The sequence below is a fragment of the Paenibacillus sp. Y916 genome (genome assembly GCF_056786435.1).
In genome coordinates, this window is record NZ_JBXCJA010000011.1 from 64506 (window position 1) to 77627 (window position 13122).

Annotated in this window: 11 protein-coding genes and 3 pseudogenes; 9 read left to right on the top strand and 5 right to left on the bottom strand. The window is 40.0% G+C overall.

Annotated elements, in window-relative coordinates:
* Window positions 1-511: 511 nt before the first annotated feature.
* Window positions 512-1272: pseudogene (locus AC1TO9_RS19310) on the top strand (transposase).
* A 114-nt stretch (window positions 1273-1386) separates the two neighbouring features.
* Here the strand turns inward: AC1TO9_RS19310 and AC1TO9_RS19315 are convergent.
* From AC1TO9_RS19315 to AC1TO9_RS19325, 3 genes are read right to left on the bottom strand one after another with little or no spacing between them, the layout of a single operon-like run.
* Complete coding sequence (locus tag AC1TO9_RS19315; RefSeq protein WP_482056895.1) at window positions 1387-1752, bottom strand: GntR family transcriptional regulator; 366 nt, start codon at window positions 1750-1752, stop codon at window positions 1387-1389.
* The gene (locus tag AC1TO9_RS19320; protein WP_482060211.1) at window positions 1752-2405 is read right to left on the bottom strand and encodes an ABC-2 transporter permease; all 654 of its coding nucleotides are present in this window, start codon (window positions 2403-2405) and stop codon (window positions 1752-1754) included. The genes AC1TO9_RS19315 and AC1TO9_RS19320 overlap by 1 nt, the downstream gene beginning before the upstream one ends.
* Window positions 2398-3252, bottom strand: coding sequence for an ABC transporter ATP-binding protein (locus tag AC1TO9_RS19325; RefSeq protein ID WP_482060212.1), 855 nt, complete (start codon window positions 3250-3252; stop codon window positions 2398-2400). Before AC1TO9_RS19325 ends, AC1TO9_RS19320 begins: the two co-directional genes overlap by 8 nt.
* Before the next feature lie 95 nt (window positions 3253-3347).
* Here AC1TO9_RS19325 and AC1TO9_RS19330 point away from each other — a divergent pair, with 95 nt between their 5' ends.
* The 7 genes and pseudogenes from AC1TO9_RS19330 (at window position 3348) to AC1TO9_RS19360 (ending at window position 10317) form a co-directional block, all read left to right on the top strand.
* On the top strand, window positions 3348-3524 hold the full coding sequence (locus AC1TO9_RS19330; protein WP_482056892.1) for a hypothetical protein: 177 nt from the start codon (window positions 3348-3350) through the stop codon (window positions 3522-3524).
* A gap of 57 nt (window positions 3525-3581) precedes the next feature.
* Window positions 3582-3959: pseudogene (locus tag AC1TO9_RS19335) on the top strand (ABC transporter permease); the annotation flags it as partial.
* Between the two features lie 25 nt (window positions 3960-3984).
* Entirely contained in the window at window positions 3985-5073 is a 1089-nt protein-coding gene (locus tag AC1TO9_RS19340) for an efflux RND transporter periplasmic adaptor subunit (protein ID WP_482060213.1), read from the top strand.
* 140 nt (window positions 5074-5213) lie between these two features.
* The gene (locus AC1TO9_RS19345) at window positions 5214-5897 is read left to right on the top strand and encodes a response regulator transcription factor (RefSeq protein ID WP_482060214.1); all 684 of its coding nucleotides are present in this window, start codon (window positions 5214-5216) and stop codon (window positions 5895-5897) included.
* Window position 5898: 1 nt separating this feature from the next.
* Window positions 5899-6903, top strand: coding sequence for a sensor histidine kinase (locus AC1TO9_RS19350; RefSeq protein WP_482060215.1), 1005 nt, complete (start codon window positions 5899-5901; stop codon window positions 6901-6903).
* Between the two features lie 130 nt (window positions 6904-7033).
* Window positions 7034-7717, top strand: coding sequence for an ABC transporter ATP-binding protein (locus AC1TO9_RS19355; RefSeq protein ID WP_482060216.1), 684 nt, complete (start codon window positions 7034-7036; stop codon window positions 7715-7717).
* Entirely contained in the window at window positions 7714-10317 is a 2604-nt protein-coding gene (locus tag AC1TO9_RS19360) for an ABC transporter permease (protein WP_482060217.1), read from the top strand. Before AC1TO9_RS19355 ends, AC1TO9_RS19360 begins: the two co-directional genes overlap by 4 nt.
* Before the next feature lie 73 nt (window positions 10318-10390).
* Here AC1TO9_RS19360 and AC1TO9_RS19365 read toward each other — a convergent pair whose 3' ends face one another.
* On the bottom strand, window positions 10391-10861 hold the full coding sequence (locus AC1TO9_RS19365) for a peptidase M56 (RefSeq protein WP_482060218.1): 471 nt from the start codon (window positions 10859-10861) through the stop codon (window positions 10391-10393).
* Between the two features lie 210 nt (window positions 10862-11071).
* Between AC1TO9_RS19365 and AC1TO9_RS19370 the strand changes: the two genes are divergently transcribed.
* Window positions 11072-12190, top strand: coding sequence for a DNA alkylation repair protein (locus AC1TO9_RS19370; RefSeq protein WP_482056885.1), 1119 nt, complete (start codon window positions 11072-11074; stop codon window positions 12188-12190).
* Window positions 12191-12319: 129 nt separating this feature from the next.
* Here the strand turns inward: AC1TO9_RS19370 and AC1TO9_RS19375 are convergent.
* Window positions 12320-13008: pseudogene (locus AC1TO9_RS19375) on the bottom strand (RNA-guided endonuclease TnpB family protein); the annotation flags it as partial.
* Window positions 13009-13122: the final 114 nt, after the last annotated feature.

The window sequence follows — 13122 nt, forward strand, 5'->3', positions numbered from 1 at the left end:
TCAGGAGGAAGGCATGGGAGAGGTCTATTTTCCTATTGCGTTGTTATACTATCAAAATTAAGGTGGGGTACGTATCCGTAACATCCTTCATTGTTCAAAACAGTACGCGGTCTAGGATATAAGTATGGTGATTAATTGCTGCGCAATCGAGAGACTTAGATTCTATTGTTTGATGTGTTTTATCTTATAAAGATTAAATAATGATCATCAGGTAGAAATTCAATGAAAGAAATAGGGGCTGTCCCATAAGTCATGAAAATGGATAGGGTCCCTTTTTTTGTATGAGGAAAATTAGTTATCTGAGAGAACGCTTTCGCGAACGGACCGTTTCTCCAATCGCTGTGGTCTCCAAATTTCTGGATTGAAACCTCTCAACGGTTGAAATTCGGAGACAGTGTATGCTTTCGAAGTAGCTTTCCTTTGGAAAGCTTTTAGGCGACCGTTATCGCTTTTACGAAATCGTTCCGTCCTCTGCGCTAATTCAAGCATATTTTTGCAACTTTTCTTACCAATGGATTTAGAAGAAGAAATTCCACAAAATCACCTCGTTCGTCTTGTCAATGCTGCCGTAAATCGGCTGGACGATGCCATCTTTGACGCAGCTTATCCCGGTGGTGGACGATGCCATCTTTGACGCAGCTTATCCCGGTGGTGGACGTGACAGCTATCACCCTAAAATGCTTAGCAAAGTCATCATTTACGCCTACACTCAGCGAATCTATTCCTCCCGTCAAATTGCAAAATCTATCCGAGAAAACATTCCGTTCATGTGGCTGTTTGCCACGATTGAAGCCGCAGAACACCAAGAAGAGCACCAATATCAAGGTAAAGATCTCGCTGAACTTGGTGAGTCCTCCGAAATTAACAGCGAAAAACTCAAACCAGGTAACAATGTACATATTGGGACCGAACCAAGTGGATATGAAATTCAAAAACGTCATTACCGAAGCGAAAACTGCGAAGGCTGTCCACTAAAGGATCGTTGTACGAAGGCAACAGGAAATCGGGAAGTGGTTGTCAGTTTGGAACGACTGAGGTGCCAGAATCAGGCTCGGGAAATTCTGCGAAGCGAGGAAGGTTACGCCTTGGCTGTACGCCGATGACGGAGCCAGAAAGTGTATTTGGACAATTGAAAAACCACCGGGATTCCGGAGGTTTCTGCTTCGCGGCAAGGAAAAAGTGACGCTTGAGGTCGGTTGGCTTTCACTTGCCCATAATCTACTGAAGCAAGCCGCAAATGACGAAAAACGCAGAGCAGCGATCCTCCAATAACCGGAGAATCGCTGCTCTATTGATTTTTACTGTTTTGAGAATGAATAGCGTCTGTCTCCGCTAGTAGAAAATCTACTAGCGGAGACAGCCCTTATAAAAGATTGGAAAACACTATCAATAAACTTCCTTCATAAGCTCAAACACTTCTTCTATGGTGAGCCCAAAGGATTTGTAATAGGAAATGTCGACCGTCATCTGTTTCAGAATCATTTCATTACGCTTCTGGAGCATCTCATCGGATGAAAGCTCGGTGACAAAACAACCTTTACCAGTCACCGTATAAATCAAACCGCATCGTTCGAGCTCTTCCCATGCTTTTTTCACGGTAATGATACTGACACGAAGCTCGACGGCTGCTTGACGGATGGGCGGCAAACTATAGCCGCTTTCCAACTCATCCTTGAGAATCTGGGCGCTGATTTGTTCGAATATTTGTTGATAGATCGGTTTCTCAGATGTGTTCGAAATATCAATGTTCATTAAATTTCCACTTTAACAAATCGTTTATTGGAAATATGATAAGCGAAAATCGTAAGTATTGCAAAAACGCCAATGCCAACGAGCAGGATAGAGAGCTGAATGGCCAAATTGTCAGCACCGTTTCCTTTGAATAGATCATACATTGTCGGGTTTTGTATGCCCAGCCATTCAGCGGCCCCGGCGAACAGTGTGGCAGCAATCATGGATACAATCGAAGCAGCGCCGTATTTATACGCAGTCTTGTAATACATAGGAAAAAAGATGATATTGAAGATCCCCAGCATGATCAGACACAGGCCCCAAAAACCAATGGATGGAGCAAAGAAAAAGTAATCAGCATCCGTATAGATGCGGACACTAATCAGCCCATAGATAACAGCGGTAACAACATGCAATAATTCCAGAATGACGATAAAAGCTACCTTCGCTTTGACTACATCCTTTTTAGTTACAGGCAGCATGCTTGAGAACATAAGATCATTCTGACTTTTATAGCCTCCGAATATATTCGGTATCGTAATAAAGCAAAAGTAAAGAATAACAATAAAATAAAGCCATCCCGGAATTAGCATTAAAGCACCTAGCAAAAACGGCAGTACGTAAAAGAAAGGACTTACACCTAATTTTAGTTCTTTCAGCAGCAGGTTATACATATACCTCATCCTTTCTCGAGTAGTTAATCATAATTCCCTCAAGATTAGGGACGGTGGAACTAATACCTGAGGACGGATCATAATCTTTGGTATGAATCAAACCTGTGAAGCCGAAAGAATTGATTTTGTAGGAAATCAAGCGGTCTTTGATTAACTCTAGCTGTTCTGTTTTACCATGCAACAGACGATACGCATCCACAAAATCTTCTTTCATGGCGCTATTGATAATCTGGCCGTTATGGAGATAGGTAATATAATCGGCGCATTTCTCCAGGTCAGATGTGATGTGGGTGGAGAACAGGATGCTAATTTCTCCGTCTTGTACAAGCTCTTGAAAAATACCCAGCAGATTGTCTCTGGCAGCCGGATCAAGTCCGCTTGTCGGCTCATCCAATATAAGAAGTTTGGCACCATGCGACATAGCAAGGGCCAGGTTGTATTTGACCTTCATTCCGGTTGATAATTCGGCTATCTTTTTATTTTCATTCAGATTGAATTTTTTCAGATATTTATGATAGGTTTCATCGTTCCAATTCCGGTAAAATGTTTTGATTATTTTCGTTAACGTTTTGATTTTACTGCGGGTGTAAAAGTCCATGTCTCCAAAGGCGTAGCCTATTTCTTGTTTCAATTCGACTTCGTGCTCCTTAATGTTCCTCCCCAGAATATGTATCTCCCCGCTGTCCAAACTGATTAAATTCAGAAGCGATTTGATGGTCGTTGTTTTCCCTGCGCCATTGATTCCGATAAAGCCCATAATATAACCTTTTTCTAGTTGAAAAGACACGTCTTGTAACGAAAAGTGTTCATACTTTTTTGTTATATTTTTAACATCTAACACGTACATTTTCTTCACCCCTTTATTATTGTGCATGTTGTGCATGCACAATATATCACCAGGGGGCGTGCGATGTCAATAACTGATTTTTGCTTTATAGATGTATGCCAAGCATTCTTTTATTTACTGAGCAATCTGAATTCATGCAATATGGGGATAGAATGGAGGCTAATGTAATGGCAAGAATGGATGTTCTAATCGGTAAAAGTACTTTAGTTTTTGTCATATCTGCTGTTTCTCGGGCAATTGCTAAGTATTTATTGGATTATGAACGTTTGTAGCAGCAAGTTCCAGACGAAAACAATGATTGATCCATCGTTTACGATACTGGTGGGGCGCTAATCATAGCTTCAATTTCCATTATCGTTGCGATGACCATGTCTACACATCAGCGAAGACGTCAGATCGGCATTATGAAGGTTCTAGGAGCCAACATGGGGCAAATCCGCAATATGTTTATTACTGAGACTGCTTTGCTCGGATTAATGGGTGGTATTTTGGGTGTACTGATATCCTACTTGATTGTATTTGGGATTAATCAACTAGTTGGCACACAAGCAGGCACAGATCCAAGTGAAGGCGATATTATATTTATTCCGATTATGACGCTCCCGGTGGGCATAGCTTTTGCCTTAATGACAGGGGTGCTATCGTGAATTTATCCAGCAATTAGTGCATCCAGAACCGATCCGCTGACGGCAATTAAGCGAGATTAGTAATTTCAAGTTGAGAGGAAGCCGAATGAATGAAGAGGATCATAAAGTGGATCATAATAGTATTGATCGTTTTAGGAATTGGGTTACTGTATTTTTCACCATGAATAAATCAAATGAACAAATGGAACCGATGGATATTCCGCAAGCTATCCCTTTTGAAGTGACTCAAGAAACGATAACCAATTCTGTGCAGGTAAAAGGGAAGTCAAAGTATGAGCAGGAAACACTCGTATATGCCCCCTTCGCTTCCAAGGTAACGGAATGGAAAGTTGAAAATGGAGATCAGGTAAAGAAAGGTGATGTGCTGTATATACTAGATCAATCAACACTAAAGAATGAAATTGCATTGCAAGAAACAACAAATCGTAAGGCAAAGTTGGAGGCGGAACTGAATGAATTCGTAAGCCAACAAAATGATGAGGAAACAGCTCTTGGAGCGACAGAGGCGGAACGCTTAAAGGCACTTGCAGCCCAAGAGACAGGACGGTTAAATGATGAGTTGAATAAACTGAACGCGGATATCCAGAAGCAGGAGCTTGCAGAGAAGAAAGATAAGCTAAAAACAGCGGTCTATAAATCCCCAGCAACCGGTATTTTCTTATATGACAGCACGAGTGAGCGTCCGCATTCCGTTACAGATAACCAATACATTGGTAAAATTGTTGATTTGAATAAGCTTGAATTCATCGCTCTAGTGGGCGAACAGGATATTTTTCGTATTAAAGAAGGTATGAAGGTTGTCGTGAAAATGACTACGTTGAAAGAATTAGAACTGTCTGGAGAGGTGACTAAGGTATCTAAATTTGCTGTCACCGCTGCAGGCGAGAATAATACGAATGCAGTGCCCCAATTTGAAGTAGTCATCACCCTTCAACCTAACGAGCATCTTATTGGTGGCCTTAGTCTGAATGGTGAGATTGAGACCGTCCGCAAGGAGAAGGCCACCGTTGTATCTAATATTGCAATTATCCGTGAGGGTGACATAGCTTACGTTATGCTGGACATGGGCAATGGTCAATATGAACGAAGAGATATAGAGATTGGACTGGAAACTTCAGACAAAACAGAGATACTCTCAGGGCTTAACGTTGGGGATACGATTGTGTTACAGTAAGTAATCAAACTTACCAAATAAGAAGAATCTGCATTTATTGCGGGTTCTTCTTTGTTCATTAAGTACACGTGACATTTTATGATACAATAATTATTCATCATTAGTTTCCTCAAAGTAAAATAAAGTTAGGATGATTATCAATGAAAATTTTGCTTGTGGAAGACGATAAAACGATCGCCTCTGGGCTTGAATATTCGCTGCAACAAGATCAATTCTCCACAGTTCTTTGCTTGGATGTTACATCTGCCAAAAAGGTGTTAGCAGAACAGTTAGATCAATTCGATTTATGTTTATTTGATTTATCACTGCCTGATGGTAGTGGATACGAATTATGTAAGATAGTGAAAGAGAAAAGTGATATTCCAGTCATATTCCTAACCGCGATTGATGATGAGGTCAATGTTGTGATGGGGCTAGACATGGGAGCAGATGATTATATTACAAAGCCATTTCGTATTCGTGAACTCCTCTCGCGGATCAAGTCGGTCTTGCGGAGATACCATAAACAGACTCAGACTAAATCGATTATTGAAATAGACAATGTCAGAATTAATACGTTGGAAGGAAAGGTCTATAAGAATGGGTTTGAGATTCCATTGACTGCCTTGGAGTATCGTTTATTGCTGATCTTTGCGAATCATATTGGACAAGTTCTCTCAAGAAGTCAGCTACTAGAAAGGATTTGGGATGTGGCAGGAGACTTCGTGAATGACAATACGCTAACGGTTTACATAAAAAGATTACGGGAAAAGTTGGAGGATCATCCGCAAGCTCCAACGATTATCAAAACAGTACGTGGTTTAGGTTATAAGGTAGGTGATTAACATGTTACGTAATCGAGAGATTCAAATGATTATACTTACGATGTGCTGTATCAGTTTTGTTGCGATAGTGGTTGCAGCGTCGATGATCTCATTACATGCTGCAATACTAACTTTTATCACATCAGCATCGTTAATTGGCTGCAACTTAGTATTTACCAGATGGAGATATCGTGAAATAGAAAAACTCTCTGGCTATTTACGTCAAATTAGTGGTGGGGATTATTCGCTTGATGTTCGTGATAATCAAGAAGGTGAACTTAGTATTCTCAAGAATGATATTTATAAAGTGACGCTAATGCTATCTGAACAGAGCTCACTTTTACAACAAGATAAAGTACGACTTACCAATGCTATTTCTGATATATCTCATCAGCTCAAAACCCCACTTACCTCCATGACCGTGATGGCAGATTTATTAAGCGATGCAGAATTACCTACTGAGAAAAGAAAAGAATTCACTCACAATATTATTATTCAACTCGAACGAATCGGATGGCTTGTTTCTTCGTTATTAAAGTTTTCAAAGATTGACGCTGGAACGGTACATTTTAAACAAGAGTCTATTTCGGTGGAAAAGCTTATTCAAAAAGCATTAGAACCTGTGCTCATTCCGATGGACATTAAGGAACAAAGACTCTCAATAAAGGGCGAATCTACGGTCACATTTCTCGGCGATCTGAATTGGACAACGGAAGCCGTTATGAATATTTTTAAAAATGCTGTAGAGCACACCCCAGTGGATGGGAAGCTCACCATTTCTTTTTCAGAGAATGCACTGTTTACGGAAATTATGATTGCGGATAATGGTAAGGGGATCCCCAAAGGAGATATACCTTATATTTTTCAACGTTTTTATAAAGGAAAGAATGCCAGCGAAGATAGTATCGGGATTGGGCTTGCTTTATCTCATAGCATTATTACAAGTCAAAACGGAGATATTGATGTGAAGAGCGATGCAGAGAAAGGTACACAGTTCCGGATTAAGTTTTACAAACAAGTTACTTAAGACGGATTCTCAAACGAAGCACGATAGAGTTCGATAATCCGTCTAAGTGACTGGATAGTCATTTAACAGTCACTTGATAGTCATCTTAGCTAGTTATACTGATCCCATTAGCATAAATGGAGGTCTTACAATGGATATATTAAAAATTGAACATCTTTCTAAAACGTATGGGAAAGGTGAAACGGCGGTAAAGGCTCTTGATGATGTTTCTTTTTCAGTGAAAAAGGGGGAGTTCGTCGCTATTATCGGTCCGTCTGGATCTGGAAAATCAACGATTCTGCACATGCTGGGTGGTGTCGATAGACCTACAAGTGGAAATGTGTTCGTTGATAACACAGACATTTATAACCTGAATGAAACACAATTAGCGATCTTTAGACGGAGACAAATAGGCTTGATCTATCAGTTTTATAATCTTATTCCTGTCCTAACCGTTGAAGAGAATATTACACTACCTTTATTGCTTGATGGGCATAAGGTAGATAAGAAGCAATTTGCTGATATCGTGAAGACTTTAAATTTGGACAATCGCCTAAACCATCTGCCCAATCAGCTTTCTGGCGGACAACAGCAACGAGTATCGATTGGTCGGGCGTTGATTAGCAATCCTGCGATTATGCTGGCAGATGAGCCAACCGGAAATCTAGACAGTAAGAATGGTAATGAAATCATTGATTTATTGAAAATGTTTAATAAAACCTTTAATCAAACGTTGATTATCATCACACATGATGAACGGATTGCACTGCAAGCGGATCGAGTCATTACTATTGAAGATGGAAGGATTGCCAAGGACGAGGTGATTCGTCCATGAACATTGTTAATAAATTAACAATTCGACATTTAAAACAAAATAAACGACGAACATTAGTTACCATTATAGGCGTCATTATTTCAGTGGCCATGGTGACGGCTGTTGCAACTCTTGCTGTATCTTTTATGGGATTATTGCAAAAGCAAAGTATCGCAAGTGAAGGAGAATGGCATGTCCTTTACAAAAACGTGAACCCAACTCAGCTTGAAGCGATTAAAACGGATGAAGCAACAGAAACACTAGTCATTTCAAGAGATCGTGGTTATGCGTATTTGGAAGGTAGTCAAAATGAAAACAAGCCGTATTTATTTATCAAGGAGTATAATATAAAAGGTTTCAACCAGTTTCCAATTGAATTGAGTGCTGGGCGGCTACCGCTAGCAGCCAATGAAGTGGTTATTTCGGAGGCCGTTGCTACGAATGCCAAAGTAGAATATAAGATTGGAGATCACTTAGCACTTGAAGTTGGCGAACGATTTGCGACAGAAGGTGAGGGTAATGATCAAGCCCTAACACAATCCGCCCAATTAGAACGTGAAAACGATGTGATCCACGAAACATTAACTAACATAACAACGGTGAACTACACGGTTGTAGGCTTCATCAAACGACCGACGTGGGAACCTACCTGGGCGCCCGGGTACACGATCCTCAGTTATGTGGATGAAAGCATGATTGGTACAGACGACACCGTTAATGCGACAGTTGTATTGAAAAAGGTCAAAAGCTCCTTATACACTCACGCAAAGGATTTAGCCAAGAAACACAATATTGATTCTTTTGATTTCAATAATAGTTTATTACGTTATTATGGTATGACGAATAACGATGGTCTGAGCAGAACACTTTTCTCATTGTCAGCGATCATTATGACGATCATTATCATTGGTTCTGTTTCATTAATATATAATGCGTTCGCTATTTCTGTTTCAGAACGATCCCGTCATTTAGGTATGCTTTCGAGCGTAGGAGCTACGAATCGACAGAAGAAAAACTCGGTTTTTTTTGAGGGAGCAATTATTGGATTGATCAGTATCCCCATTGGAATCATTTGCGGTATTGTAGGAATCGGTATTACCTTTTTGTTCATTAATTCAATGATCCAAGATGTATTAGGGATGACAGAAAGTTTAACGGTATCCGTCACACCATTATCAATATTGGTTGCCTGTGGCGTTTCCATGCTGACGATTTTCATTTCAACGTATTTACCAGCAAGAAGAGCTTCTAAGATCAGTGCTATTGATGCGATTCGTCAAACAACCGATGTTAAGCTAACAGGGAAAGTAGTGAAAACGTCCAAGTTCGTTCGCAAACTATTCGGTGTCGAAGCAGAATTGGGTCTGAAAAATTTAAAAAGAAATAGGCGTAGATATCAAGCGACAGTGTTCTCGCTCGTGATTAGTATTGTGTTATTCTTAGCGGTATCCTATTTCACCGACAACTTGAAGAAATCACTTGAGCTCTCTCAGGCGGGCGTGAATTATGATATTCAAGTATTCATGGGAAATGGGGAGACTAGTAAAGATGATCAATTGATAAACTCGATCGTATCCCTAAACGACGTTACAGAGTATAGCGTGTCAAAAGTTGTAGGACTCTCCGCTTGGATTGAAGAAACCGCGATCGCAGATCTATTGCAAGAGACGCTGAAGAATGATACTAGTATACTTGTGAATGGGAAGTATCCTTACTTTATTAGGCTAGATGCATTAGATGAACAGAGCCTAAGAGCTTATGCGAAAGCCATTCGAACAGATTATGAACAACTGATAAATCCGGAGAAATTAGCGGCTATTGTAGTAGATACGATTCCTTATGAGGATGCTCAAGCAGGTAAATATGTGGAAACAAAGACTATTCATGCGACGATTGGCCAAAGCATTAATCTGCACATTTCGAACTGGGAAACAAATGAAGAGACGTCATTAAAAAGTGTGGAAATAGGGGCATTGACGGATCAATTACCTATGGGAACTAATCCGGCGGGAATCGGAGGCTTGAATATCATTACCTCCGAACAAGTGATAGATGAATTGACAGCTAATATCGAGAATATCGATGTTCAAACTAGGCTTTATCTGAAAAGCTCCGATCCAATAGCAACACAACAGGACATCGAGGAAATGAAGGAAAATAATATTTACGTTCATAATCTTTATAAAAATAGACAACAAGAAGAACAAATGATCTTGTTAATGTCCGTATTCACGTATGGCTTTATCGTGTTAATTACATCGATCTCAATTGCTAATATTTTTAATACGATCTCGACGAGCATATCCCTTCGTAAACGTGAATTTGCGATGCTGAAATCTGTGGGGATGACACCTAAAGGCTTTAACAAAATGATGAATTATGAAAGTGTATTTTATGGAATAAAGTCGTTACTCTATGGACTTCCGATCAGTATAGCGGTTATGTATTTGATCCACAGAGCATTGATGAATAGCTTTAGCTATCGGTTCACACTTCCATGGACGAGTATCGTGTATGTCATTATTGCGGTTTTTGTCATCGTGAGTTCAGCCATGTTATATTCTAGCTCAAAAGTTAAAAGAGAAAATATTATTGATGCACTAAAGCAGGAGAGTATATAACGCTTGGTTTATTGATTACCGAAAAGTACTACTTAGCGAAGCGAATCACTTATGGGTTCGCTTCAATACTTCATTAGTATATTTCTAAAATTATCCACACTATTTTCTTATAGGTTTGATCTGCTTTAGAATATACAAAAACAGCTTTGGTTCGATTGACTTTATCGTAATATATTCTAGAGGTAAGACCTTGGGCCGAGTCGTAATTTTTGACAACATAACTCTTTCCAAGTTTGTTCTCAACATCGTGTAAATCGCTAATACCACGATCGAAACTTTGTATACCTTTATCGGACAAAGTCTGTAATCTGACAATATTACCACTATCGTCGGATACGATATAAAAATGTTCGAAATATTGATAGTGTGAATTATTAGAACTCCTACCTTCGAAACTGTTATTCTTGGTATACTTGGTCATATCAATAGTATTGATATTATACAACAGTTCAATATCCTCAACCTTCAACCCAGACAAATCCGTAGAATCTAACATCTTGATTTGCAATTGACTTTTCAATACCAATCCAATAATCACAAACATTACGATAGCCAATATAAAAGTAGAATACTTGAGGGCTTTTCCAGAAGATTTTTTCACGATAGAAACCTCCAAACGGTAGGTATTAATTAAGTTATCCTTTCTGTTATTTTAACACTGGCTAGATCTAATGGGAATATATTGATGTAAGATGATGATCTGGAAAAATACTCGCATTGTCGCGCTGTAACTATCATCGAGAGGAGATAACGAATGGCTGAACCTTTAAAAGATATGTATCACGAAGCATTCCTGCGTCAATTTGGCGAAAAGGTGTATGGCGTGTATGAGGCATTTGACACAGAAGCATTTATTTCCGCTACCTTAAATAATAGCTGGGATGAGCTTAAGTTAAAGGAACGTATTCGGAGGATTACTGAGACACTTGGAAAGAATCTACCGATTCAGTATGATGAGGCATTGAATATACTATTTGCAATAGACGAGACATGCGTCGGATTCCCATATCTGTTCTTCCCGGATTTCGTGGAAGTGTATGGGCAGGCCGAGGAACACTGGGAGTTGTCCATGATTGCTTTGGAACGATTCACTTCAAAGTCATCAGCAGAATTTGCTGTAAGGTCGTTTCTGTTGCGCTCACCGGAACGAATGATGAGTCAAATGGTAGTGTGGGCGGAACATCCAGATGAGCATGTCCGGCGCCTTGCAAGCGAAGGGTGTCGTCCTCGTCTACCGTGGGGGCAAGCACTTTCCATTTACAAGACTGACCCAACTCCACTACTGCCAGTTCTTGAGTTACTAAAGGAGGATTCTTCGCGTTATGTTCTTAAGAGCGTTGCTAACAACCTGAATGACATCGCCAAAGACCACCCTTCGGTTGTACTTGATACGGGTCGTCGCTGGATCGGCAATCATCCGCATACGGACTGGATCATTCGACATGCTTGCCGAACCTTAATTCGTAAGGCAAATCCGGAGGCACTAGCATTGTTCGGTTATGCGAAAGCCAATGAAGGTGAATCTCTTGTCACCTTTGCTTCCTTATTAGTAGATCACTCTGTACTATCCATTGGTGAGAATTGTGAGCTTCGCTACGAACTTCATATCCGGGAAGGCAATCCGGTGCGAATTCGTATAGAATACGGAATTGACTTCGTGAAGGCGAGAGGGCAGACCTCCCGTAAGCTATTTCTACTTGCAGATAAAATAGTGCCTGGTGGTGCGCGCCTGAATGGTACCAGAACGCATCGCTGGGCAGATCTAACAACCCGCCGTCATTATCCAGGAGAACACCGTATTACTCTGACAGTAAATGGAGTTGAAGCCGCACATACGGTAATTCAGCTTCAGGATAATAGGGAAGGGGTCTAGCGTTTTCGATCAGAAATCACTTCATCTTCATAAGAACTATGTATTGGCTTTCAGCGTATATTGAACTACTCACCACTTAACCGACCTTACGGTCTGTTTGAAGTGGGAGATTCCTAAGAACACCAACCTAACGAATTCCTTTTCAAACATGTAGAAAAACTTAGGGTTACAATGGATCGTTTCATCCGAGAAAATAGCAAGATCTTGTAAGCCTAGATCGATTCCAATGATCGAGTTTGTTTTAGGAGATTTCATTACTTCGACTTCAGTCGTTATAGAAACAAAGTATTTACCTGATGGATTACGTCTGATGGTAGCACTCAATATGCGACCTTCGACTTCACGACTTTTGGCAAAGCGAACACATCCAAGTTTAGGCAACTTTATGTGATTTTCTATGACAGCTATATTTCCATTCGTATACTTGGTTGTATAAGATTGAACAGGATTCTTTTTTGATTTAAAACGTGGTTGTTTGTTTTTCTTTTTGTAATAGCGTTGGTATGAATCGCTTAAGTTTTCAACCGATTTTTGAAGGGAAATACTATCTACTTCTTTAAGAAAAGAATAGTATTTTTTAATTCACGCACAGCTTTGACAGACTCATATTTATTGAAAAAGGTACCCTTCCAGTTGTTGGATGGTAGTTGACCATTCTGTCTCATTTCTTCAACGATGTACCAATAGGCATCTTTTTCTTTCTGTTTGGTAAGGAAAAAGTTGAAGACGAACCTTGAACAACCGATGGTCTTATGTATGAGTTCTGCTTGTTTTCTGTTTGGATAGATACGAAATTTGTATGCTTTATGTACTAACATGAGTCATACCTCCATCATATCGAGAACGTTCGTTCTATTATATCATACAAAGGAAGTATTTGGCTATCGCCAACCGAAATTCATCTCCCACCTACTCACTGAGCTTCGCCCTTC

What these genes read in the sequence shown, in the direction of transcription:
- AC1TO9_RS19345 (WP_482060214.1), top strand. Translation starts at nt 5,214, where the DNA reads ATGAAAATTTTGCTTGTGGAAGACGATAAAACGATCGCCTCTGGGCTT.
- AC1TO9_RS19315 (WP_482056895.1), bottom strand. Translation starts at nt 1,752, where the DNA reads ATGAACATTGATATTTCGAACACATCTGAGAAACCGATCTATCAACAA.
- AC1TO9_RS19370 (WP_482056885.1), top strand. Translation starts at nt 11,072, where the DNA reads ATGGCTGAACCTTTAAAAGATATGTATCACGAAGCATTCCTGCGTCAA.
- AC1TO9_RS19340 (WP_482060213.1), top strand. Translation starts at nt 3,985, where the DNA reads ATGAATGAAGAGGATCATAAAGTGGATCATAATAGTATTGATCGTTTT.
- AC1TO9_RS19330 (WP_482056892.1), top strand. Translation starts at nt 3,348, where the DNA reads ATGCCAAGCATTCTTTTATTTACTGAGCAATCTGAATTCATGCAATAT.
- AC1TO9_RS19320 (WP_482060211.1), bottom strand. Translation starts at nt 2,405, where the DNA reads ATGTATAACCTGCTGCTGAAAGAACTAAAATTAGGTGTAAGTCCTTTC.
- AC1TO9_RS19355 (WP_482060216.1), top strand. Translation starts at nt 7,034, where the DNA reads ATGGATATATTAAAAATTGAACATCTTTCTAAAACGTATGGGAAAGGT.
- AC1TO9_RS19365 (WP_482060218.1), bottom strand. Translation starts at nt 10,861, where the DNA reads ATGTTTGTGATTATTGGATTGGTATTGAAAAGTCAATTGCAAATCAAG.
- AC1TO9_RS19350 (WP_482060215.1), top strand. Translation starts at nt 5,899, where the DNA reads ATGTTACGTAATCGAGAGATTCAAATGATTATACTTACGATGTGCTGT.
- AC1TO9_RS19360 (WP_482060217.1), top strand. Translation starts at nt 7,714, where the DNA reads ATGAACATTGTTAATAAATTAACAATTCGACATTTAAAACAAAATAAA.
- AC1TO9_RS19325 (WP_482060212.1), bottom strand. Translation starts at nt 3,252, where the DNA reads ATGTACGTGTTAGATGTTAAAAATATAACAAAAAAGTATGAACACTTT.